Origin of the sequence: Thiocapsa sp. C2-2m, assembly GCF_041903745.1 — a bacterium.
Classification (GTDB): Bacteria; Pseudomonadota; Gammaproteobacteria; order Chromatiales; family Chromatiaceae; genus Thiocapsa; species Thiocapsa roseilacustris.
Genome location: NZ_JBBWVD010000034.1, coordinates 16,256 through 39,195, shown reverse-complemented (window position 1 = coordinate 39,195; position 22,940 = coordinate 16,256). Strand labels below are relative to the sequence as shown.

At 64.9% G+C, this 22,940-nt stretch carries 25 protein-coding genes; 17 read left to right on the top strand and 8 right to left on the bottom strand.

Annotated features, from left to right (window positions below):
• The first annotated feature begins 81 nt into the window (after positions 1-81).
• Both pip and dtd read left to right on the top strand, forming a co-directional pair.
• A complete protein-coding gene (pip, locus tag AADX97_RS22425; protein ID WP_374236290.1) occupies positions 82-1,032 on the top strand; it encodes a prolyl aminopeptidase in 951 nt (316 codons plus the stop codon).
• Positions 1,033-1,160: 128 nt separating this feature from the next.
• Complete coding sequence (gene dtd / locus AADX97_RS22420) at positions 1,161-1,598, top strand: D-aminoacyl-tRNA deacylase (protein WP_374236291.1); 438 nt, start codon at positions 1,161-1,163, stop codon at positions 1,596-1,598.
• 193 nt (positions 1,599-1,791) lie between these two features.
• Here the strand turns inward: dtd and AADX97_RS22415 are convergent, their stop codons facing one another.
• The gene (locus AADX97_RS22415; RefSeq protein ID WP_374236293.1) at positions 1,792-4,254 is read right to left on the bottom strand and encodes a penicillin acylase family protein; all 2,463 of its coding nucleotides are present in this window, start codon (positions 4,252-4,254) and stop codon (positions 1,792-1,794) included.
• 24 nt (positions 4,255-4,278) lie between these two features.
• Positions 4,279-4,845 (bottom strand): hypothetical protein, encoded by a 567-nt coding sequence (locus tag AADX97_RS22410; RefSeq protein ID WP_374236294.1) that lies wholly within the window; start codon positions 4,843-4,845, stop codon positions 4,279-4,281.
• Positions 4,846-4,998: 153 nt separating this feature from the next.
• On the opposite strand from AADX97_RS22410, the gene hemF reads away from it, so the two are divergent.
• Complete coding sequence (hemF, locus tag AADX97_RS22405; RefSeq protein WP_374236295.1) at positions 4,999-5,934, top strand: oxygen-dependent coproporphyrinogen oxidase; 936 nt, start codon at positions 4,999-5,001, stop codon at positions 5,932-5,934.
• Between the two features lie 113 nt (positions 5,935-6,047).
• On the opposite strand, the gene AADX97_RS22400 is transcribed toward hemF, so the two are convergent.
• From AADX97_RS22400 to gmk, 4 genes are all read right to left on the bottom strand, one after another.
• A complete protein-coding gene (locus tag AADX97_RS22400) occupies positions 6,048-6,464 on the bottom strand; it encodes a DUF2384 domain-containing protein (protein WP_213460118.1) in 417 nt (138 codons plus the stop codon).
• Between the two features lie 267 nt (positions 6,465-6,731).
• Positions 6,732-8,951: a bifunctional (p)ppGpp synthetase/guanosine-3',5'-bis(diphosphate) 3'-pyrophosphohydrolase gene (locus AADX97_RS22395; protein ID WP_374236296.1), complete on the bottom strand. Its 2,220-nt coding sequence runs from the start codon at positions 8,949-8,951 to the stop codon at positions 6,732-6,734.
• Positions 8,952-9,062: 111 nt separating this feature from the next.
• A complete protein-coding gene (gene rpoZ / locus AADX97_RS22390) occupies positions 9,063-9,365 on the bottom strand; it encodes a DNA-directed RNA polymerase subunit omega (RefSeq protein ID WP_374236297.1) in 303 nt (100 codons plus the stop codon).
• 213 nt (positions 9,366-9,578) lie between these two features.
• Positions 9,579-10,190, bottom strand: a complete 612-nt coding sequence (gmk, locus tag AADX97_RS22385; protein WP_374236299.1) for a guanylate kinase — start codon at positions 10,188-10,190, stop codon at positions 9,579-9,581.
• A 342-nt stretch (positions 10,191-10,532) separates the two neighbouring features.
• Between gmk and AADX97_RS22380 the strand changes: the two genes are divergently transcribed.
• Both AADX97_RS22380 and AADX97_RS22375 read left to right on the top strand, forming a co-directional pair.
• Positions 10,533-12,869, top strand: a complete 2,337-nt coding sequence (locus tag AADX97_RS22380; RefSeq protein WP_374236300.1) for a hypothetical protein — start codon at positions 10,533-10,535, stop codon at positions 12,867-12,869.
• A 65-nt stretch (positions 12,870-12,934) separates the two neighbouring features.
• Positions 12,935-13,369, top strand: a complete 435-nt coding sequence (locus AADX97_RS22375; RefSeq protein ID WP_374236301.1) for a hypothetical protein — start codon at positions 12,935-12,937, stop codon at positions 13,367-13,369.
• Positions 13,370-13,521: 152 nt separating this feature from the next.
• Here the strand turns inward: AADX97_RS22375 and AADX97_RS22370 are convergent, their stop codons facing one another.
• Complete coding sequence (locus tag AADX97_RS22370; RefSeq protein WP_374236302.1) at positions 13,522-14,073, bottom strand: Panacea domain-containing protein; 552 nt, start codon at positions 14,071-14,073, stop codon at positions 13,522-13,524.
• A gap of 419 nt (positions 14,074-14,492) precedes the next feature.
• On the opposite strand from AADX97_RS22370, the gene AADX97_RS22365 reads away from it, so the two are divergent.
• The 7 genes from AADX97_RS22365 to AADX97_RS22335 all read left to right on the top strand — a co-directional run bounded on the left by AADX97_RS22365 (position 14,493) and on the right by AADX97_RS22335 (position 19,268).
• Positions 14,493-14,768, top strand: coding sequence for a UPF0175 family protein (locus AADX97_RS22365; RefSeq protein ID WP_374236304.1), 276 nt, complete (start codon positions 14,493-14,495; stop codon positions 14,766-14,768).
• A gap of 376 nt (positions 14,769-15,144) precedes the next feature.
• Positions 15,145-15,375, top strand: a complete 231-nt coding sequence (locus AADX97_RS22360; RefSeq protein ID WP_374236305.1) for a hypothetical protein — start codon at positions 15,145-15,147, stop codon at positions 15,373-15,375.
• Positions 15,376-15,509: 134 nt separating this feature from the next.
• The gene (locus tag AADX97_RS22355; RefSeq protein ID WP_374236306.1) at positions 15,510-15,728 is read left to right on the top strand and encodes a hypothetical protein; all 219 of its coding nucleotides are present in this window, start codon (positions 15,510-15,512) and stop codon (positions 15,726-15,728) included.
• Positions 15,729-16,145 carry a type II toxin-antitoxin system VapC family toxin gene (locus AADX97_RS22350; protein ID WP_374236307.1) on the top strand — a complete coding sequence of 139 codons (417 nt, stop codon included), beginning with the start codon at positions 15,729-15,731 and terminating at the stop codon, positions 16,143-16,145. It begins immediately after the preceding gene.
• A gap of 110 nt (positions 16,146-16,255) precedes the next feature.
• Positions 16,256-16,453, top strand: coding sequence for a DUF2283 domain-containing protein (locus tag AADX97_RS22345; protein WP_374236308.1), 198 nt, complete (start codon positions 16,256-16,258; stop codon positions 16,451-16,453).
• A 64-nt stretch (positions 16,454-16,517) separates the two neighbouring features.
• Positions 16,518-16,679 carry a hypothetical protein gene (locus AADX97_RS22340; RefSeq protein ID WP_374236309.1) on the top strand — a complete coding sequence of 54 codons (162 nt, stop codon included), beginning with the start codon at positions 16,518-16,520 and terminating at the stop codon, positions 16,677-16,679.
• Positions 16,680-16,775: 96 nt separating this feature from the next.
• Entirely contained in the window at positions 16,776-19,268 is a 2,493-nt protein-coding gene (locus AADX97_RS22335) for a DNA methyltransferase (protein WP_374236310.1), read from the top strand.
• 16 nt (positions 19,269-19,284) lie between these two features.
• On the opposite strand, the gene AADX97_RS22330 is transcribed toward AADX97_RS22335, so the two are convergent.
• A complete protein-coding gene (locus AADX97_RS22330; RefSeq protein ID WP_374236311.1) occupies positions 19,285-20,043 on the bottom strand; it encodes a hypothetical protein in 759 nt (252 codons plus the stop codon).
• Between the two features lie 15 nt (positions 20,044-20,058).
• Here AADX97_RS22330 and AADX97_RS22325 point away from each other — a divergent pair, with 15 nt between their 5' ends.
• The 5 genes from AADX97_RS22325 (at position 20,059) to AADX97_RS22305 (ending at position 22,911) form a co-directional block, all read left to right on the top strand.
• Positions 20,059-20,967 carry a hypothetical protein gene (locus AADX97_RS22325; RefSeq protein ID WP_374236312.1) on the top strand — a complete coding sequence of 303 codons (909 nt, stop codon included), beginning with the start codon at positions 20,059-20,061 and terminating at the stop codon, positions 20,965-20,967.
• Positions 20,968-21,111: 144 nt separating this feature from the next.
• The gene (locus AADX97_RS22320) at positions 21,112-21,540 is read left to right on the top strand and encodes a DUF29 family protein (RefSeq protein ID WP_374236313.1); all 429 of its coding nucleotides are present in this window, start codon (positions 21,112-21,114) and stop codon (positions 21,538-21,540) included.
• Between the two features lie 3 nt (positions 21,541-21,543).
• Positions 21,544-22,197, top strand: a complete 654-nt coding sequence (locus AADX97_RS22315; protein ID WP_374239323.1) for a hypothetical protein — start codon at positions 21,544-21,546, stop codon at positions 22,195-22,197.
• Between the two features lie 256 nt (positions 22,198-22,453).
• Positions 22,454-22,744: a DUF1778 domain-containing protein gene (locus AADX97_RS22310; protein ID WP_374236315.1), complete on the top strand. Its 291-nt coding sequence runs from the start codon at positions 22,454-22,456 to the stop codon at positions 22,742-22,744.
• A gap of 20 nt (positions 22,745-22,764) precedes the next feature.
• Positions 22,765-22,911 carry a hypothetical protein gene (locus AADX97_RS22305; RefSeq protein ID WP_374236316.1) on the top strand — a complete coding sequence of 49 codons (147 nt, stop codon included), beginning with the start codon at positions 22,765-22,767 and terminating at the stop codon, positions 22,909-22,911.
• Positions 22,912-22,940 lie beyond the last annotated feature (29 nt).

Here is a 22,940-nt window from a genome sequence, read left to right as displayed (position 1 = left end):
AGGATGATCGCTGACGGCTGACGGCTGACGGCTGACGGCTGACGGCTCAACCATAACGAATCACTCCATCGAACAACGCCCATGCCCGATCTCTATCGCCCCGTCGAGCCCTTTGCGACCCATACGCTGGACGTCGGCCACGACCACCGGCTTTATGTCGAGGAATGCGGTCGGCCGGACGGCATCCCCGCGGTCTTTCTGCACGGCGGGCCCGGTGCGGGTTGCGAGCCGCCCCACCGAGCCTTCTTCGACCCGGCGCGCTATCGCGCGGTCCTGTTCGATCAGCGGGGCTGCGGGCGCTCCACACCCCACGCGTCCCTGTCCGCGAACACCACTTGGGATCTGGTCGCCGATATCGAGCGGATCCGCGAGCGACTCGGGATCGAGCGCTGGCTGGTCTTCGGCGGCTCTTGGGGCTCGACCCTGGCCCTCGCCTATGCAGAGACGCATCCGGATCGTGTGACGGCATTGGTCGTACGCGGGATTTTTCTCTGCCGCGACGAAGAGATTCGTTGGTTCTATCAAGAGGGCGCAAGCTGGATCTATCCGGACTATTGGGAGCAGTTTCTCGCCCCGATCCCGGTCGAGGAGCGCGGCGACCTGATCTCGGCCTATCACGGACGTCTGACCGGCGAGGACTCGGCGACCCGTCTCGCCGCGGCCCAAGCCTGGTCGGTCTGGGAGGGGCGTACGGCGACGTTGCGGGCAAATCCGGACATCGAGGCGCACTTCGCCCACCCGCATGTCGCCTTGAGCTTGGCGCGGATCGAGTGCCATTACTTCATGAACCGATCCTTCTTCCGCCCGAATCAGCTGCTCGACGACGCACACCGTCTCCAAGACATCCCGGGCATCATCATCCAAGGCCGTTACGACACCATCTGTCCGATGCGCTCGGCCTGGGATCTCCATCAGGCCTGGCCGAGGGCCGAGCTGCAAGTGATCACAGATGCCGGTCACTCGGCCTTCGAGCCCGGCATCCGAACGGCCTTGGTGGCGGCGACCGACCGCTTTGCCGATGCGATTGCCTGATCCACAAGAAACCGGCTCAGGTCTTTAGCGCGTTTGCATCTCCTGAATCGCGTCGCACCAATGTCATGGATCAAGACAAGACCGACCCAACCCACTAAATTAGCCTGCCGCTCCGGACGCGATTCAGCATGATCGGTTTACTGCAACGTGTCTCCCGTGCTCAAGTCGAGGTCTCGGGCGAGACGATCGGCGCCATCGAGCGCGGCCTGATGGTCTTGGTCGGCGTGCAGCGGGGCGATACGACCGCCCGGGGAGAACGGCTGCTGGAGCGTCTGCTCGGCTATCGGGTCTTCCCGGATGCCGACGACCGCATGAACCTCAGCCTGCGCGACATCGGCGGCGGGCTTCTGTTGGTGCCGCAATTCACACTCGCGGCCGACACCCGCAAAGGGACCCGCGCGAGCTTCACCTCTGCTGCGCCGCCGGACGAAGGCAAGTGCTTGTTCGACGACCTGGTCGCGCGGGCGCATGCCGCGCATCCCCGGGTCGCAACCGGGCGCTTCGGTGCAGACATGCAGGTCAGCCTGGTCAACGAGGGACCCGTGACCTTCTGGCTGGAGACCTAAACCGCGTCCAGAGCAACATGCGTCGTTTTCATTGTGCGCTTGGCTTCGGCGATATCCTCGATCCCAGTGAGACGCGGTTTAGAATTTAATATTTTTTTAATACTTTAAACCGCGCCGGCTCCAGCGGTTCTGAAATCTGCCGAGGCCGATCCCATCCAAAAACATCGCATACCGCACTGGGCGCGGTTTAGGTTTAAAGACCTGGGGCCAGCATCAGAACACCGATCGTCTCTTGCTCGCTCGGACCGTTCCAGGGCCAAGGATAGGTCGCGCCCGTCAGCCAAGCATCGAGCTGATCCGTTCGATGGGGCGAAAAGAGGTGTCCGGACTGACCGAGCGGCAGCACGCCGCGGGTACCTGCCCAATCCGCGGGGGTGTAGACGACCCGCATCGAGGGGATAAAGATGGGCTCCTCGGGTGCGAGCGGCATCGGCTTCATGACGTTCACCGTGTCCGCATGCCCCCCGACACCGATCGGGCCGACGTTGAAGAGACGGCCGACCAAGGGCAAGGTGCCGAAGGCATGCGGAAAGGTCAGGGTGCGGATCCGGTCCAGACGCGCATCCTCCGGGTCGGGGATACGGGCATCGAGATCCGCCTTGGCGGCCTTCAGCGCCCGCGCCCAGATCTCGGCCGGACCCTCGGTCCAGGACGTCGTCACATCGTCCCAGAAGCTCGACCGCCCGCTGCGGAGCATCTCCTGCAAGGGGCTGTAGGCGAACATGGCCATCGCGGTCATGGCTTCGAGGTCCTCGCCCAGCTCGTCTTCATACAGGGCCCTGTAGAGCGCCGGCTCGAGCAAGGCATAGAAGGCCGCGGACCGGCTCGACCCCGCCATGTCGCCGTCCCAATCGAGCAGCTCCTCGGCAGCGATGTTCCAAACGGCCTGATCCACCGCCTGCAGATCGATCTCGATCCTGCGCAGGGCGGCTTGGGCCAGCCGTGCCTGGGTGCTGATGCGATCGGTCTGAATCTCCGCCATCGCCTCGGGCGTCAGCGGGCCGGCTGCATCGAGCCGCTCGGCAATGCGCTCGGCGCGAAAGGGCGACATCCAGGCGTTGCTGATGGTTACCGGATACTCGACCGGAACGATCCGGTTGTTGGCTGTCACCAAGGCCGCCCCGGGCGGATCGACGCGTCGCGGGTTGCGCGTCTGGGGCACGAGCCCCTGCCAGGCATAGCCCTCGACCCAACCCGGCGAGGGGAAGGCACCCGAGCCCTTGCCGCGCTGCGGCAGGACCCCGCTGACCTGCAGGGCGATCCCGCCATCGCGGTGCGCCGACATGAGGTTCAGGACGACGTGCTTGAACTCCAGGATGGCCTCGCCGGCCTGCTCAAGCGTCTCGGCCTGGTTGAGACGCAGCAACCCGGGGAAGGCGCGATCGGGAAGATCGTTGGTCTCGCGTAGGGCCAGCAGATGGGGCGTGTTCAGGCTCGGCAGATCCATCGGCGTCTCGGTGATCGGACCCAGGATGTCGTTGACGATCACACCGTTGTCGGTCGAGCGGATGACCAGATCGACCGGATCGGCACCCTTGACCGAGATGCGCTCGACCCGGATCGCGATCGGCTCGGACCGCCCGTCCGCACGGGCGACGCTCTTGCCGTCGGGCATGAGACGCTCGACGAAGATGTCCTGCGTATCGGCGATGGTACTGGTGAAGCCCCAGGCAAGATCAGGGTTGTGCCCGATCATCACCAAGGGGACACCGGGCAGACTCGCCCCGGCGACGTGCAGGTCCGGCGCCATCAGCTCAAGCATGTACCAGATCCCGGGCATGGAGCCGGCGAGATGGGGATCGTTCGCAAGCAACGCCGCGCCGTCCGCCGTGCGGGGTCCATTCACCGCCCAGCCGTTGCTGGCCGCCGCCGGCAAGGGCAGGCCGAGTCGGGCAACGATCTCAAGCACGGGCTCGATCGTCGGCCCTTGCCGGTGACCGCGCATCCGGGTCCGCCCCTGCTCCTGCGCTAGCTCGCGCACCAGCTCGGGCGACACCTCCGGCGCCGGAATCCCGGCATCGGTCGGAAAGAGCTCCCGCGCCCGCTCCGGGCCGATGCGGGCCGCCAGACGCAGAAAGGTCAGCTCGGCGCGCAGGTTGTAAGACTGGGTCCAGGCCATATAGCCGCCGATCAGGAGGCTGTCCTGCGGGGTCCAGGGTGCGGGGTCGGTGCCGACGACCAGGTACTCAAGCGGCAGGCGACGCTCGGCCGTCGCCTCGGTCCGATAGGCGTTCACGCCCGCCGCATAGGACTCGAGGAGAGACCTCTCCTCGCGGTTCAAGACAGCCAGACTGCGCTCGGCCTCGCGATCGAGCCCCATGGTGCGAAAGAAGCGATCCGCCGGCAGCACCAGGGCACCGAACACCTCCGCCAAACGCCCGCCGGCGAGACGGCGCAGCAGATCCATCTGCCACATCCGCTCGCGCGCCACGACATAGCCTTGAGCGAACAACAGGTCATGCAGACTGTCGGCCTCGAGCGTCGGGACGGCGTGCGGCCCGTAACGAACGCGCACCGGGGCTTCGAGTCCGGGAATGGCCAGGCACCCCGCATAGCTCGGCTCGCCGCGTTTGGCGATCCACACCAAGCCGGCGGCGCCGGCCAAAAGGCCGATGGCCAGGATCGCAACGACGACCAACAGGATCCGACGTGGCATGCGGCGTGACTCCCGAGGCTTGGCTTACGGCGTCGTCTGGTCGGCCGGCTGGATCCCCTTCACGAACGCGACGAAGCCGTCGCGTTGTGCAGCGACCAGCTCCGCCGGGCCGTGCAACTGCGGGAAGAGATTGCCTTCGGGGGTCTCGATGACGCCCGCGAGGAGCATCCGATCGGCCTGCACATCGTCGCCCGGACCCATGCCGACGCTGCGGCCGTAGCTACCGCGCAGCTCGACTAGGGTGGCGGGAATCGTCTCGGTGCCGATCTGCGTCACGGTCGGCTCGACCGGGGCACCGTCGGGATCTTGGAACTGAGACTGCCAGCGCTCGATGTTGGCCTCCAGCGTCCCGCCCTGACCGGGTCCGAAGAAATAGACGACGAACTCCGCCCCGTCGCCGCCCTCGTCGCCGGGGGGCGCGGGCACCTTGAACTGGAGCCGGCGCATCTCGCTCTTGGGCGTCTCGGCGACCCAGGCATCCGGGACCGACGACTGATAGGACAGCAGTGCGACGGACTGATCGGCCGAGACGAGAGCAGAGCCGACGAGCAGGACGGGGGCGATCAGCAGCGAGCGCAGAACGATGGACATGGGGTTGTCTCCTGATGGTGTTATGGCTCGCAGGACTCGCCGGGCTTGGGGGCCAATCGGGTCGAGCTCGGCGAGAGGGACCTCAACGGGTCAACATTCGGTACTATCCGACCAGCCATCTCATGATAACCGCACCCGCGAGGAGTTGCCGCGATGTCCGATCAACCCGACGCCGACGCCGTCAAGACCTATCTGCTCGATCTGCAGGACCGCATCTGCGCGGCCCTGCGCGAGACCGACGGCGGAGCGGACTTCCGCGAGGATGCCTGGGAGCGTCCGGGCGGCGGTGGCGGGCGCACGCGCATCATGCAAGACGGGGCCGTCTTCGAGCGCGGCGGCATCAACTTTTCGCACGTCTTCGGCGAGCGCCTGCCGCCCTCGGCGAGCGCGAATCGGCCCGAGCTGGCCGGGCGCGGCTTCCAGGCGATGGGCGTGTCCTTGGTCGTGCATCCGCAGAATCCCTATGTGCCGACCTCGCATCTGAACGTGCGGTTCTTCATCGCGGAGCGGCCCGATGCCGAGCCGCTCTGGTGGTTCGGCGGCGGTTTCGATCTGACGCCTTATTATGGCTTCGAGGAAGACGTTCGGCACTGGCACCGCGCGGCGCGCGAGGCCTGTCTGCCGTTCGGCGAGGACGTCTATCCGCGCTACAAGGACTGGTGTGACCGCTATTTCTATCTCAAGCATCGCGCCGAGCCGCGCGGAGTGGGCGGACTCTTCTTTGATGATCTGAGCGAAGGAGGATTCGAGCACAGCTTCGCCTTCATGCGCAGCGTCGCGGAGGCCTATCTGCCGGCCTACCTGCCCATCGTGAATCGCCGCTGGGCTAGGCAATACGGCGACGAGGAGCGCGCCTTCCAGAAATACCGCCGCGGTCGCTATGTGGAGTTCAACCTGGTCTACGACCGAGGCACCCTGTTCGGGCTGCAATCGGGCGGTCGCACCGAGTCGATCCTGATGTCCCTGCCGCCGGAGGTGAGCTGGCGCTACGACTACCGCCCCGAGCCCGGTAGCCCGGAGGCCGATCTCTACGAGCGTTTCCTCAAGCCACGCGACTGGCTTGACGACGAAACCCCCGCCCGGCAGTAGGTTGTGCCGAGCCGTGCGAGGCACAACGAGCGCAGGCGGTGGTTGTGCTTCCTATCGTCAGCACAACCTACGGGTTTTGAATTCTCAGGAAATCGGCTAGGGCTGCGGCTTGGTCAGCCCTTACCGTATTCGGCCTTCGACCCCGTCATATCCCACGCGAAGGTGCAGTCCAGATGCGAGAGGACGGAGATGAGCCCGCTCTCGCCGTCTTCGACCATCACGGCGATCGGCGCACGTTTGTTGAACTGCTTGTTGGCGCGCTTGACCCAGAGGTGGCGCATCTCCGGGTTGCGCGGAAAGTAGGTATGCAACGCGTCTTCGATCCGCACCAGATAAGACAGGCGGCGATTGACCTGCGGATCATCCGGAAAGCACTCCTCGTCCCGATAGCGCGAGAGGTTGCGCGCCTTGATGCTTGCCGGCAGTTGAAGGAGCACCAGGATGTCACTTGCACCGAGGTTCCAGCCTTCCAGAAGCGACATGATGCGGCGTGTGAGCGAGCAGCGCTCGTCGAGCGTGAGTTCGGACATGAGTCGACCCTTGTCTGAGGCACGCCCGAGAGCGTACGGCTTGATGGTCGCGGGTCGGACGACCTCCAACCACGCGTCTGGTGAGGGAGGTGGCGCCGACGCCTTTCGGATGCAACCCGTCACCCGACATCCGGCGCCGCCCTGTCGGGGGTTCGCTGCGCTCTACCCAGCCGGGAGCGGGAACCGCGGGATCGGAGCGTTGAGGATGGGTTTCGCTTTGCTCTACCCATCCTACGGGGCGATCTGCGCGGGATCGTGAGGGTCAGATCAGCGCGGGACGCGGGTGATGCGCAGGACCAGCGGGATCTGTCTCAGGCGGCGCATGATGCGCGCGAGGTGGGCACGGCCTTTCACGAGGATCAGAAACTCCAACGCGGTCGTCATGCCGTCCTTCTCGCGCGAGTGGACGTTCTCGATGTTCGAGCCCAGCTCGGCGATGGCGCCGGCGACGATCGCAAGCGCACCGCGTCGATTGCCGATCTCCACCCGGATCTCGGTCGGGAACTCGCCGTCCGGCTCGCTGGCCCATTCGACATCCAGGCGTTTGTCGCGCTTGGTCTCGAGGCTGCCGAGGTTGCGGCATTCAGTGCGATGGACCACGATCCCGCGCCCCGGGCTGAAGAGCGCGGCGATGGTGTCGCCCGGGATCGGCCGACAACAGCGCGCGAAGCTCACCACCATGCCTTCGGTGCCGCGAATCGCCAAGCGGTGGGGATGCAGATTCTTGTCGGCCTGCATCGCTTGGGTCGCCTCGTCGTCGTCTCCGGCAGCCAAACGACGCGCCACGAATGCGGCCAGACGATTGCCGAGCCCGATGTCGCCGAGCAGGTCGTCGAGCGTGCGCTGGTTGGCCTCTTCCAAATAGGCCGCAACACGGATCGGATCGAGGCTCTCCAGATCTACCCCGAATGCGCCGAGCTCCGCACTCAACAGGCGCCGCCCCAGCACCTGGGCCTCGCGGTGCTTGAGGTTCTTGAGATAGCCCCGGATGCTCGCGCGGGCCTTGCCGGTGACGACGAAATTCAGCCAGGCCGCATTCGGCTTGGCACCGGGTGCGTTGATGATCTCCACGGTCTGGCCGCTGCGCAGATGCGTGCTGAGCGAGACCATCCGCCGGTCGATCCGCGCGGCGACACAGGTGTTGCCGACATCCGAATGGATCGCATAGGCGAAGTCGATGACCGTAGCACCTCGCTTGAGGGTCAGAATCCGACCCTTGGGCGTGAAGACATAGACGTCGTCGGGGAAGAGATCGATCTTCACATGGTCGAGGAACTCCACCGAATTGCCGGCCGCATGCTGCATCACGAGCAGATTTTGCAACCACTCCGAGGCCAGTGTCGTGGCCTTGGCCGTGGATTGCTCGCCGCTCTTGTAGAGCCAGTGCGCGGCGATCCCGGACTCGGCCATGCGCTGCATGTCCTCGGTGCGGATCTGAATCTCGATGTGAATGCCCTGAGGGCCGATGAGCACCGTGTGAAGCGATTGATAGCCGTTCGCCTTGGGGATGGCGATGTAGTCCTTGAAGCGCCCCGGCACGGGTTTGTAGAGATTGTGGACCAGCCCGAGTACACGATAACAGGTGTCGACCCGATCCACCGTCACCCGGAAGGCGAAGACGTCCACCACCTCCGAGAAGGCTCGATGCTTCTCGCGCATCTTGCGATAGATGCCGTAGAGGTGTTTGCGCCGGCCATCGACCTCCCCGTGGATATCCTCCTGATGCAGGGCCTGTTTGAGGGCCATCTCGACGGTGCCGACCATCTCGACGCGCGCACCGCAGGTCTTCTGCAAGGCGCGTTGAATCACGTGACGGCGCCAAGGCCAATGATGCAGGAAGCCCAGCTCTTCGAGCTCGACGCGGATGCGGCTGATGCCGAGACGGTTGGCGATAGGGGCGAAGATGTCGAGCGTCTCGCGCGAGATCCGTCGACAGGCATCGGGATGCATGGACCCGAGCGTACGCATGTTGTGGAGCCGATCGGCGAGCTTGATCAGGATGACGCGAATGTCGCGCGTCATGGCGAGCAGCATCTTCTGCAGGCTCGCCGCCTGGGCCTCGGCACGCGATTCGAACTCGATCTGCGAGAGCTTACTCACCCCGTCGACGAGATCGGCGATCTCCTCGTCGAAGACCTCCGCGACGTCCTCCTTCGTCACCGGCGTGTCCTCGATCACGTCGTGTAGCAGCGCGGCGATCAGGCACTTATGGTCCATGTGCATCTCGGCCAGGATGCGCGCGACCGCGACCGGATGGTAGATGTAGGGCTCGCCCGATTTGCGGCTCTGCCCCTCGTGCGCCTCTGCGCCGAATAGATAAGCACGATAGAACTCGCTGACCTGCTCCGGTGAGAGATAGGTCTCGAGGTAGGCACAGAGGTCGCTGATCAAATAACGGGCCACAGGCGCACGGTCGGATGCCTCCGCTGCGGACTGAACCGGGTGCTCGGAGGCCGGGGCGACGACGGGGAGGAGGGCGGTTTGCATGGATCCGACATCGAACGGGCTCATGACGATGCGCGCCCGGCCGGAGCGTCGGCCCTTGTACGGCCAACCCCCGCGGTCGTTCGCCGAGCCTCGTCGAGCCGCATACCGGACCTACTCGCGCGGATCGCCCTTGGGCTCCGCCTCGCCGAGCTCGGAGGCAAGCTCCTCGGCGAGCGCCTGCTCCAGGGCGGCCGTGGTCTCGTCGATCTCGCGCTGCGCGGCCTGCACCATCGCGGTGGAGATATGGCCCGCGGCGATCTCGCGCAGCGCCATGACGGTTGGCTTGTCGTTGGCCCAGGGCAGGATCGGCTCGACGCCGTTCGCCAACTGGCGGGCACGCTTGGTTGCGAGCAGCACTAGGTCGAAGCGGTTGTCGACGTGATCGAGGCAGTCCTCAACGGTAATTCTGGCCATGCGAAATCATCTCCATCGGGGTCTCGAAAATTCAGGGGGCACCGCCGTAACGGGCCTGGGAATGCGACGGACGCGGGTGTGAGTACTTGTCGTTGTTCGACAGGCGGACGGGCGCGCTGTTCATGCCCCTCCGAACCGCCAGCCCTCGCGGCATCTTTGTGCTAAGAGCCTAACATACATGGCGAAGCCGCAGGGAGCGACGGCGCGCCCGCATCAGGTCAGGACATCGAGCAAGAACCCCAGCCGTGGTCGCTGCCGCTCGAAACGCTGACGCTCCGCGAGGACGATGGCCACGAGCGCCTCCAGGGCCGTGTCGAACACCTCGTTGACGACCAGATAGGCATACTCTTCGACATGCGCCATCTCGTCGCGCGCCTGCGCCATCCGATCGGCGATGACCGCATCGCTGTCGGTGCCTCGCCCGCGCAGGCGGCGTTCCAACTCCGCGATCGACGGCGGCACGACGAAGATCCCGACCGCCGAGCCGAAGCGCTCGCGCACCTGCCGCGCGCCCTGCCAGTCGATCTCCAGGATCAGATCCCGCCCGGCGTCCAGCGCGGCGCGCACGTCGGCCGCGCGGGTCCCGTAGCGGTTGCCGAAGACCTCCGCATGCTCCAGAAACTCACCTGCGGCGACCGACTGCCGAAACCGCGCCTGATCAATGAATTGGTAGTGGACGCCGTCCTGCTCACCGGCGCGGGGCGCCCGCGTCGTGCAAGAGACCGACAGCGAAAGGCCGGGATCACGCGCCAAGAGCGCCTTGACCAATGAGGTCTTCCCGGCGCCGGACGGGGCGGAGACGATAAAGAGGATGCCTTCGCTCATGATGCGCTCAAGTGTTTGAATAGGGGCGTCCGGCCGATGCCGACCGCGACCGTGCGTCCTGCACGCGAACTCGGCAACCGGATCAGAACCTCAGAATATCGCGCCCGCGCCGAGCACGCACGCGGATCGAGCGCGGGGAGCGATGATCGCAGCGTTCCTCTCGCCAAGATCGCGCGGCGGAGTTGGTTTCGTCTGCCGCGACGTGCTACAAACCCGTTGATCATGAGGGCCACCGGACAATCGGAACCGAGCAGACCGAGGCTCCGAGCTCCAACCGGTTGACCGAAAACCAAGCCAGCCGTAACCATCGCCCTGAGTCCAAGACGCGAGATCTCACGGACCATGACTTTGCCGACCATCTTCGACATCTGCACGCCGCGCCAGGACGTCCTGAGGGGCACGATCTCCGAATCGGACTTCGCGGCTGACCTTGCCCAGGTGCTGCGCGGCGACGCCCCGCAGGAATACCTCGACCCGGTCAAGTTCTTCGCGAACACCCATCCGACCCGCGGACTCAAAGATTTGCTGCGCAATGTCTGTCTGCGTCTGGCCGGAAGTCCGGATCAGGTCGCCGCGATCTTCCGGCTGGACACCAAATACGGCGGCGGAAAAACGCATGCCCTGATTGCGCTGACCCACGCCACCAAAGGCATGGCCGGCGTTGCCAATACGGCCGAGTTTCTGGACCCTGCCATCCTCCCGACGACGAAGGTCCGAGTCGCCGCCTTCGATGGCTTCGAGCCCATTCGCCAGGAGATCGTCACGCGTCTCGGCCAGCGCCAGTTCGTCCCCGCCATCAAGTCCGACGTGGCCGCGGTGGATGGCGATCAAAGCGCGCTGGCCCAGCAGCTCGACACCGACCATTACAAAGGACTCGCACCCTATGGCTCCTACGTCGGCCGGGCGATTCTATTCCATACCCTGGCCTTCAACGAGAACCTGAAGGGCGCCACCCCAGAGGAGCTGCGCTGGTCGATCCTCTCGCCCGGCACGGACCTGAGCTTTATCGACGACGCCCGGCGGCGCTTCGTGCAGGGCTCGGCCTATCTGGACGACCGCCCGAATGTCCCGCTGCGGTTTCTCGCCGAGGCCAACCTGACCCAGATCCTGCGCCGTCAAGAGCAGCACGCGGATCCCGGCGAGGCCCGCGCCCAGCTCAACGACCGCATCAAATCGATCTTCGGCGGGACCGTCTTCAACCTCTACCCCTTCCCCGGCGGCCCCTACGAGGTGCCCGACGACGCGGGCGACGGCAAGCCGTCCCTGGTCCTCATGGGGTTCGATGCCGTCGAGGTTGCATCGGACAATGTCACCGTCCCCGAGTTGGTCGGTCGCATCTACGCACAAAAGGACGCAAGCGGCGGCCTGCGGATCAACCGCAACAACCTCGTCTTCCTGTTGGCCGATCAGGCCCGCAAGGAGGAGATGCGGCATAAGATGGTTCGGCGCCTGGCGTTGAACGAGCTGCGCCGCCCGGAACGGCTCAACGAGCTGCCTGATCATCAACAGGACCGGATCAAGAAGTGGTACCAACGCTCCGAGCACGAGCTGGCCCTGGCCATCCAGCAGTGCTACCGGCACGTCATCTACGCATCCAAGCACCGGATCGAGGGCGCAGACCTGGACCTCGCCCATAGCGCTATCGATGTGCAGAGCGCCTCGGACAAGCCCGGCCAAGGCCAGAAGCAGGTGGTCGAAGTCCTGCGCGCCAACAACAAACTGCGCCTGCCCGAGGACGAGCCGGACTCGGCGACCTATATCCGCGACCGCACGCCCCTGAAGAAGGGCACCATCACCACCGCCGCCCTGCGCGCCGAGTTCCGACGCGACCCCGGCCTGCCGATCCTGGTGGGCAACGACTGCTTCGTGAAAGGCATCCGTCGTGGCGTCGAGGGAGGCGAATTCGTGTATCAGAGTGGCGATCTGATCCACGCCAAAGGGGACCCCTGGGCCAACATCCATATCGACGAGCAGTCCTTCGTCCACACCGCCGCCTATGCAAAAGAGAGCGGCATCTGGCCGAAGGTCTCCGAGCCGCCGCCTGGACCCGGCCCGATCGGCGGCTCCGGCGGCGGAACGGGCAACAATGACGGCACTGGTACAGCCTCGGGCGGATCAACCGGATCGGGCGGATCCGCAAGCACTGCGGGCGGGAAAGACCCCGGATCAGGCACGTCCGGCGGAGGTACCACGGGCGGTGGTACCGACTCCACAGGCAAGACCACGCCGCCATCGAACACGCTGACCGAAGAGGGCGTCCTCAAAGAGGCCCTCACCACGCTCTGGGAACGGGCGCGCGCCCGCAAATTCACCCGGATCCGCACCCTTGAGCTGCGCCTCTTCGACGCGACCGACGCCTTCCGCCTGCTGGGACTGGTCGCGGCCGTTCAGGGCGCCACCAAGCTGGTTGTCATCACCGGCAGCTACGAGACCGCAGAGGGCGGGCTCTTGGAGATCGAGTTCACCGGCCCACCCGCGGACGCCCAGCCCGTCAAAGACTTCCTGGACCCCCAATTGCGCGCGGCGAAAGAAAAGGATCTGTCGGCTCGCTTCGACATCCGCTTCGACGACACCGGGCTTAGCCTCGCCGGAGACATCCCGGAAAAGCTCGCCGAGCGACTGACCCGCTTCGGCACCGGCGCGGCCTATGTGGCGATCACCGCCGAGGGCAGCGCGTGAACGCCTTGCCCTCGTACAAACCAGCAGGCCAATCTGGCCGCGCCGGGTCCGGATCGGATACGGCCATGCCGAAATATGAGCTGTGGGTCCGCACCCACGGCGCGGAAGATTTGGAGATGGAGATCTGGCAGGTTCCGGCCCCCGCCACGCCCCACATCAAGGCCCCGGTGCGCATTGCCGGTCTGCGCGGGCGCAATCTCGCCCTGGTCGAGCATCGCGTGCTGCGCCGGCTCGCCAAGGCCCGTATCCAGCTCGGCGGACCTTTGGCCGACGCGCGTCAGATCTTCAGCCTCGACGAGGACCTGGCCCTCAATCTCGGGCTCCTCTTTCGGGTTCTGGCACCCATGCGCAACCGCGAATACATGCGCGCCTGCGCCGAGGGCATCGAGGAGATGGGCCGCGAGGAGGCCGCCTACTGGCTGGGCATGGCCATGCACCGCAAGTACCCAAGGCGCGTGCTCATGTCTCTGCGCTTTCTGTTGATCGATCCCAAGGCTTGAGGCCGGGCCGTGGAGAGTCACTGACTGGGCGTCGATCATCCCTTCGTCAAAGTCGGCCACCGAATTGCGTAGTCAGGCCATCTTGGCCTGACAGAATCAGGGCTGGAAGCCCTGACTACGCAGGGATGGCAAGCCGCTGGACCGAACGACGATCAAGGCCTGCGGATCGCTTCGCGCTCGCGTGCGATCTCCAGGATGGACTCTCGCAATGGGCTGTCCGGGTCCGATCCCAACGCGTAAGGAATCGCCTCGCTCATGCCTCTGCCGTCCTGCCAAATCTTGGCCCAGGCTCCGTTCTCCGTATGGGTGACATCGATCATTGCCGGCGAGAAGGTATCGCGATAGCGAGACGCCAGTTCGTCCATGATGCGCAACTCGCGTTTGGTGAAGTGGCTGTCGTCGAAGGCGACCAAGGGCACCACCGTCTCGCGAACGTAGTCGATCACCGCCTCAGGCTTGATCCGAATCGCTGCTACCAGATCAGGCTCCGGGTCGTCCCACTCCTGCATAACCTCCACCGGAACGGGACCGTACTTCCAGGCTTGATAGTCCAGCCCGGTCACGCTCCGCCCGGTTTGCCGAAAGTGCTCGAAGTCGAGCAGATAGAGCAGCTTGAACAGCTTGATCTTGCCCAAGTGCTTCGTTTCGTGGGCGAAGAAGAGGATGGTGTTGACCAGCTTGTCGCGTTCGTAGGTAATGAGCATGTGTGCGAGCCCGCAGGCTTTGATTGCCGGACACCGCCCGGCATGGTGGGCAGAGATAAGGCGATGTCCGAGAAATGGCATCCCCTCTGCGCATGCCACGAAGACCTGTAGGGACTGTAGGGGCGAATTAATTCGCCCCTACACGCCGGTAGAGTCCTTCCCGGAAAACGCCTAACGCCTCGAAGTTTAAAGCAAACCATCGGAAACGACATGGAAACGAATCCAAACCTGCGGCGGGCGACGATGTAGATCACACTTGATGTCCTCGATCCCCTGGCTGTCCGCCTCGATACCCTGGATCCACGGCGGTTCATCGCTGGTTGGCGGGCGCTGCCCTTGGACCGGGGACTGGACCAGGACCAGCGGCATCCACACTCACAGCAATCCCGGGCGCTCCAAGACCGGGCGGAGGCTACCTCATGCCGAATTTGACGCTCGCGATCCCGGAATCCGCACTGTCCGCCTTGCGGCGTTCGCCGGCCGAGCTTGGCCGCGAGATGAAACTGGCCGCCGCCATCCACTGGTACGGGCGCGGACTGATGTCGCAGGAGCGCGCGGCGGAGTTGGCCGGTCTGAACAGGCGCGATTTCATTCATGCCCTGGTCCGAGAGGGTGCGGACGTCTTTGTCCTGGATGACGACAGCCTGGTGCGAGAGCTTGGCCTCGCTGCGTCTGGCGAGCCCAAGGCCCCATGAGCGGGGACGAGCTGCGGCTGGTGGTCAATACGTCGCCGTTGATTCACCTCGCGGAGTCAACTTCATGCCGAACTTGACCCACGCAATCCCGAATTCCACGCTCTACGACCCGAGGCGCTCGCCGGCTGCTTTCGTTCTGGGGAGTTCGACGACCGCTGCGCCAACATCCCAGGGCGCATCGGCACAGACCTGTCCCGGACAGGTCGCGGAAATCGCCGAGCCCGGAAGTGGCCGTGGCGCCCAGTATCGCTGGACGGGCGTTAAATGAGCGCGAAAGACGCGCAATTCCATTCTCTGAGCCATTTCGCGTGCCGAAATGGCCCATCAATGGCTCGCTGCCATTGACCGATCCATTTGCCGACTTATCCGACACCCTATGACCACCCGCCTGATCGAGACCTGGTTGCCCATCGCCGAGATCGGCCTGGAGGGCCTGCGCGAGCGGACGCCGATGACTCCCTTCCCGGCGCATCGCCCACTGCGCGTCTGGTGCGCCAGCCGACGCCTGGTGACGCTTGGCAACCGGAAGGATCGATGTCGCATCCGAATTCAGACCGATCCCCCGGCGCGCCAACACCTCGCTGAGTCAACCTCATGCCGAACCTGACCCTCGCAATCCCTGTTGATTGACCTCGACGCTTGAGAAACGCAAAGTAAGTCATCGGTTGGCGTGATAGGGCGCACAAGCTTTGCCCAGTCTCGTCGAGTTGACCCACTAACCCCAGCCTGCGCGAGGCGTATATGCAGATCACATTGGATATCCCCGATCCCCTGGCCGCCAGGCTCAATGCCCTGCCCGACCCACAGCGGTTCGTCATTGGCTTGCTGGTCCAATCCTTGGACGGGGGATTGGACCAGGACCAGTGGTGGGCACTCCTTGAGGACATCGAAGGGGTTGCGGTCGATACGGGCGTGACGGACCTCGCGGAGCGGCATGACCACTATCTCGGCACCCTGTAAATGACGCGGGTCTTCGTCGATACCGCCGCCCTGGTTGCTTTGGGCAACAGGCAAGACCAGTGGCATCCGCAGGCCGTTAAGGTCAGTCGACAGCTCACACTCTCGGGGTGCCGCTTCGTGACCACGGATGCGGTCCTGCTGGAGGTCGGGAACACCTTCAGCCGAGCGGCCTACAAGTCGGTTGCACTGCGATTGATCGAAATTGCTCGCCGGTCCCCCCGATGGGAGTGCCTTGAGGTGGATCGTGACCTGTTCGACCGGGGGCTCACCCTGTTTCGGCAAATGTCGGACAAGGATTGGAGCCTGACGGATTCCATCAGCGTGGTCGTTGCCTCCGATCACGGCATCCATCAGGTCTTCACGACAGACCACCACTTTACCCAGGCGGGGCTCCAAATCCTGCTGCGTCAATCGTGAATCCACCGATGGTTGCGAATCGAGGAGGCCGAGGGCCGAGCGCTACGGATCGTGCTGCTCCCCGACGGCGAGACCGTCCACAACGCCTTTTTCGACAGGGGATACAAGCCATGAAGATCCGCTACTTCCAAGACACGGATACGCTCTACATCGAGTTGCGTCCCGCCCTGGTATCGGAGACACGTGACCTGGACGAGGACACGGTGATCGACCTGGACGACCGCGGCGCGATCTGCGCTATGACCATCGAGCACGCCTCCGAGCGTGCCGACATCCCGACCTTCTCCTACGAGCAGATCGCCGCTTAGCCCTCGGGCAGCCTCGGCGCAGCCGCCGAGCCGGAATCGACGCAGAACACAACAGGGATTCGCCTTGTCAGCCATCGACGATCTGATCGCCCAAATCCAGGAGCCCAGGCTGCGTGAGCAGCTCAAGCGCGAATGGGCCGAGGCACGAAAGACGAAGACGTTCGGCCTCATGATCGATCCGCCGAATGCCTGGAAGCCTTGGATTCGGCTGTCGATCGTAACGTGATGTGGTGGTAAGCTGCGCTCCTCTCGATTGTGCTCCCGCGCCGGCGGTATCGCCGAGACTGTTGACTAAAAAGTCAACGCCACCTAGGCTAGGGACATGAACATCGCCGATATTCTCAAGTCCCGCCGCGACGATGTCGGGCTGTCGTTACGTGCCTTGGCGTCCCGTTGTGCCGTCGACGTTGCGCACTTGTCCCGGGTCGAGGCGGGGGCAGCTCCGCCTTCTGATGCCCTCCTGGCTAAGCTGGCGGATGCTCTGGGGGTCCCCCTGGATGAGCTGTTGTTGGTCTCGGGCCGCCTCCCTCCGTCTCTAAGGCGACTGGTCGAGCAGGACCCGCATCAGGTGGCCGGTGCCCTGACGGATCTGGCCGGGATGATGGTCACGGAACCCGGGACGCCTTACGGCGCGCCCGTGCTCGGGGGTCCGGGGGAGAGGGTGATCGAGGACGGCTTCCCCTTTGAGCACCTGAGCGACATCGCCGAGGTGGAAAGCTGGCGCAAGGAGGTTTGGCGCCCGGTTTACCACACCCACAAATGGTGGGCGCAGCGCCTGGGGAGCGTCTTTCGAGCGGTAATCCTGGGCTGCGCCACTCCGAAGGGATCGGCGGTTATGGACCTGTACGCTGGGGCTGTGCGCCTCCCCGGACCGGTCGTCTACGACCCCTTCATGGGCAGCGGCACCACGGTCGGGGAGGCGCACAAGCTCGGTTGCACCGTGATCGGACGGGACATCAACCCTGTCGCCTGGCGGGCGGTACGGACGGCCCTGGCGCACATCGACCGGGATCGGCTCGTGGCGCATTTCGCCCGACTCGAGGAAACCGTGGCCCCGCAGCTACGGGCACTCCACTCCAGCCGAGATGCGGCAGGGGACCCCTGCCAGGTCCTCTACTGGTTCTGGGTCAAGCAGCTCGACTGCCCCGACTGCGACGCAACCGTTGACCTCTTCTCCAGCCGGGTCTTCGCCAAGCACGCCTACGTGAAGAAGTTTCCGACTGTCCAAGTGGTCTGCCCGCACTGCGGCGAGGTGTCCGCTGCCGATTTCAACGATCTCCGGGTCACCTGTCCTGCATGCCGCAAGGGGTTTGATCCCCACAAGGGACCGGCCTCAGGGGCATACGCCGACTGCGGCCGCTGCGGCGCCCACTTCCCCATTGCCAAAACGGCGCGTGCGGCCGGACAGCCTCCGCGCCACCGTCTTTATGCGAAGCTAGTGCTGCGCCAGGATGGAACCAAAGCCTACCTGCGGGCGACGGCAGAGGACGAAGCCGCCTACGCGCAGGCGTGCGCCACCCTGAAGACCTTGGCCCTTCCCGCTCCTCGGGTAGAGATCCGCATCGGCTACAACACCCGCCAAGTCTTGAACTACGGCTATACGCACTGGGACCAGTTCTTCAATGATCGCCAGTTGTTGGGGATAGGACTTCTCGCCCGAGCGATCGGCGAGCTTCCGGCCGGGCCGGAGCGGGACGCACTCTTCGTGCTGCTGTCCGGGGTGTTGGAGTTCAACAACCTCTTTGCCAGCTACAAGGGCGAGGGTACCGGGGCGGTGCGGCATATGTTTTCCCACCATGTGCTCAAGCCGGAGCGCACCCCCATCGAGGCCAACCTGTGGGGGACGAGCAAGTCTTCGGGGTCCTTCCTCAACCTCTTTCAGTCCCGTCTGCTGCGAGCCCTGGACTACAAGGCGGCGCCCTTCGAGGTGGCCCTGTCGGATGCGGATGGCAAGCGGGCGGGGCGTAAGCTCTTCGGCAAGAGTCGCCCCATGGGCGCCGAGATCCTGAACGCCTGGCCCGAGGGCGGGCTTGCCCCGGGAACGGTATACCTGTCCTGCGGTGATTCCGCGGCCACCGACATCCCCGACCGCACCGTCGATGCCGTGGTGACGGACCCCCCGTTCTTCGACAACGTCCACTACTCCGAGCTGGCGGACTTCTTCCACGTCTGGCAGCAATTGTGGCTCGGCGACCCCATCGGCGCCGACAGCACGAGGAGCCCGGCGGAGGTCCAGGACACGGAGTCCGAGCGCTTCTCCGATAAGCTTCGGGGGGTTTTCGCCGAGTGCCATCGCGTCCTCAAGGACGAGGGGCTGATGGTCTTCTCCTACCACCACTCCCGCGAGGACGGCTGGACCTCGGTGGCGGCGGCAGTCCTGCGGGCGGGGTTCAAGCTGGTCCAGGCGCAACCGGTGAAGGCGGAGATGTCGGTAGCCATGCCCAAGCTGGCCGCCAAGTCCCCCATCGACCTGGACGTGCTCATGGTCTGTCGCAAAGCAGCGGCGGACCGGCGGAACCTGGTCGCGACGGATGATGCCTTGGCGACAGCGGAGAGGCTGGCTGGGGTCAAGGTGCGTCGGTTCAACGCCACGGGCCGGCGCTTATCACTCAACGACGCGCGCATCGTTGCCTACAGCCAGGTCTTGGTGGAGCTGTGCGCAGGGCGTGCCCCGGCTCAGGTCCTTGCCGCCTTCGAGGCTTCTATCGACACCTGTGCGGCCATCGCCCAGAGGCTCCATGCCGGGCAGGATGCGGACCGCCGCGCCGGCCGAGGCACGGTTGCTACCCCAGTCGTTCAGCCATCGTTGTTCTGAGGGTCTGCGGCCCAGTTCAGGCGCGCTCGAAGACGGCGAACCGGCGGACCTGGCCCGCGTCGGGTCTCTGGTATGTCGTTGCGGTGGGTTTGGTCTTTCCGTCGAGGTAGATCGAGTAGCCCGTCAGCGCTTGGGCGGCCAAGGTTCGCTCCAGGGTGCAGATCTGGGCAAGGCGCGGGTCCGCGATGCCCCATTCCTCGGGGACGATGAGCCGACAGCGGCCGATTCCGGAGGCGTCCAGGGTCAGGGGGTGGGGGAAGCGGTACATCTTGCGGTCTCGGATAAATCCGTCCCCGTAGGACCCAAAGCCCCCGATCCCTTCGTTGACATGGGCAGCGGCCGTCTCGTGGTCGGCGTTGATCAGATCGCCATGGGCGATGCACAGGGAATGGACCGGGCGGGGAGCGGCGCCGCTGCCGGTGTAAAGGAAGAAAACCAGAAAACAGTCACGCCCGTCCTTGCGCCCGGAGGGAATCGTGCTGTTGGAGTCGTAGTCCCGCCTTGCCGGTTTCCCCTTGCTGAAGGCCAGCGACTTAACCTCGTAGCCTTCGATCGGCTGGTGGCCATCGTCGCCGATCCAGAAGTCGGGGTAGCTGTTGCGCCCCTGCGGGTAAAGCGGCAACCCCAGGGACCGAACCCGGTCGGCGAGCCAGTCCTGGGGGAAGTATTCTTTGTCGTTGGCGCTGCGCGGGGTCATCGCGACCGCGGCGACGACGGCCTCTTGGGCCGCGAGGAAAGTCTCGACGCTGTGGGTCATGTCGCTCAGTTGGTTCATCGGGGATTCCGGGCAGTGTATCTCCCCATGGCGTTGGTTGACGACAAAGACGCGGAGTTCGTCACCCCGGTGCGCGAGTACGAAATCGAGGCGTCCGACGCGGACATCGAGCGCCAGTTCGCCGAGGCGGGCCAGCGCCTGGGCAATGGGCTCCACCAGACCTATTGGGATGCCAACGGCGACCGCGATGCCCTGGATGTGAAGGTCGAGGTCATCGTGCTGGCCCGCAACCACGACGTCATGGGTCGGTTGGAGATCAAAGCCGAGCGTGCCTTTGATACAGTCTACGACCGGCACAAGCAGGCGATCGGAAAGCTCAAGGAGAAGGAGCGCGGACGCTTCGAGCGCCTACGTCTGGCGACCGCGAAGTCGGTGGGGGTGGAGTGGCGGTTGCCGCAGCGCATCGAGTTCCGGCGCACCGAGGACGCCCCGAGCTACGAGCGCCACCTGTACCTGAAAGACGACGGCAGCTTCCGGGCCGATCTTGAAACCTGGGAGCGCGAGCTCCTCGCCGAGGAGCTGGCCGACCCGGATGTGGTCGGCTGGCTGCGCAACCTGGACCGCAAACCCTGGTCACTTGAGATCCCCTATCAGACCAGCGGCGAGGTTCGACCGATGTTCCCGGACCTGCTCATCGTTCGGAAAGACGGGGCGGGCGACGCGGTCAGCTACCGCTTCGACATCCTGGAGCCGCACGATCCGAGCCTGGCGGACAACTTCGAGAAGGCCCTGGGGCTCGCCCGCTTCGCCGAGCAGCATGGGCATCTGTTCCATCGCATCCAACTCATCCGCAAGCAGGGCTCCAAGGCTGGCGGTGAGCGCTTTTTCCGGCTGGAGCTGAACAGCGAGGCCGTGCGCAAGCAGGCATTGCCGTTGACGGCGAATCCTCAGCTCGATGAGGTGTTCGGGCAGTATGCGGTGTGATGGATGTGCCGGGTGCGTTGGCGTGGAGCCGCTCAAGGAGCTGACCAAGGACGACCGGTTCGGTCGCCCCGCGCCAAAGCAGAGAGCCGGTCCGCCAGGCGATGGACTTTTCTATCCGTAAGCGAGCGAGGGTATCCAGTCACCATGAACTGGCAGACCCTGTCGACCGATTCGCCCTACAGAACGGCCGTGGCCATCAAGCAGGAGATCGAGGAAGGCCGCATCGCGGAAGCGACTCTTGGTCTCCAGGAGCTGATCGAAGCCTTGTTCAGATCTGAAAAGCGGGCGTTGAAGCGCCAACTCGTGCGCTTGATGCTGCACATCATCAAGTGGCGAGCACAGCCGGAGCGACGGTCACTGAGCTGGATCGCCAGGATCGAAGATGCGCGCGACGAGATCGCCGACATTCGAGAAGAAACACCCAGCTTGAACGAGAAGGTGCTGCAGGATCTCTTGGCGCGCGCATTCATCATCGCCAAGCGCGATGCGGAAGCGGAGATGGGCAAGCGAACGCAGATCGAAACCTTGACCTGGGCCGAGGTGTTCGACACGACCTACTCATTGGGCCGCTAGCGCATGGTCTTCACCGAGCGTGACCACGGCGACCGCAGGTTCAGCTTGCGCAAGCCACTGCCGAAAGAGGTGAGAGCGTATGCAAGTCGTCTCGTCGAAGCCGACGTTGACGACGCCCTGCGCCACCGCATCAACCTCTTCCAGAGCTTCGTCGGCCGCCTCCAACCCATCCTCGCCCGCCTGCCCCGCGCGATCACCGAGGTCGCCTTGGGCCGCCCGGAGGATCGCGAGAGGGCAAGGGCCAACCTGGTCACGGACATCGCCTCGGAGGTGGAATCCGCCGAGCAGGCCGGATTCGACCTCGACGAGGTCACCGCGGTCGACCTCGACGCGCCGGAGCGCCCGCCGGCCCGTTATGACCTGGCCGATCTCGGGGCATTGCTTGCCCGCCCCGATCTGCTGCCGCCGGGCATTCAAGCCAAGGCGCTCGGCGCGCGCGATTGGTCCTGGCAAGCGCCGGGAATGCCGGCCGCAGTGCGCGTTACAACCGATCCCGACTACTACGAGCAGCACCCCGACAGCACCGAGCTGTGGTCGCCCGGAAGCCCGATCTTCCCCGTCCCGGAAGCGGTTGCAGACAGCGAGGAGATCGAAGGCGTGGATTATCGTTCGCTGGTTGCCGCGACGTCCGTGCCGACGCGCCTGACTGAAAACTGAGGATCCATGCGTCGCGCGGCGGCACAGCCAGGCGTCGTCTGTGCCTGAGGTATCCATGCCAGCCCCGGGGCAACGGCGCCATGACCGCCGACACCACCCTGCGGTTGGCGCGACTTCAAGACCAGCCCCCCAGTTCTGGCTCAAAGACGAGATGCGACGACCGCGTCGCCGCAAACCAGCCTTCCCAAAACCGCTGTGGTTGTGATGACGTCGTCATTACCGACGTGGTAGTCTCGGCGCAAACGGGAGACACGCTATGCCGACCATTCACGAACCGACCGCCAAACGCCAGACCCTGAACCTGCGCATCAAGGCCGAGGAGCGTGATCTGATCGATCGCGCCGCCCATGCGACGGGAAAGAATCGCACCGAATTTATTCTCGAAGCCACCCGACGGGCGGCAGAGGAGGCGCTGCTCGACCGGGCCCTGTTGCGCGTCGACAGCGATGCCTTTGCCGCCTTCAAGGCGCGGCTCGATGCGCCTCCTCAACCCAACGAGCGACTCCGCAAGACCATGCAGAGTGTGCCGCCTTGGGTGAAGCCTTGACGGTAGGAGCGCCGGAGCCGTTGACCGATCGGCACCACTGCGCCGAGTTCATGTGTGGCCGCGAGATGCTCGACACCTGGCTCAAGCAACGGGCGTTGCGCAACCAGGCAAACGGGGCCTCGCGGACCTTCGTCGTCTGTGAGGCACAGCGGGTCGTTGCCTTCTAAGCCTTGGCATCAAGTGCAGTGGCATCGGA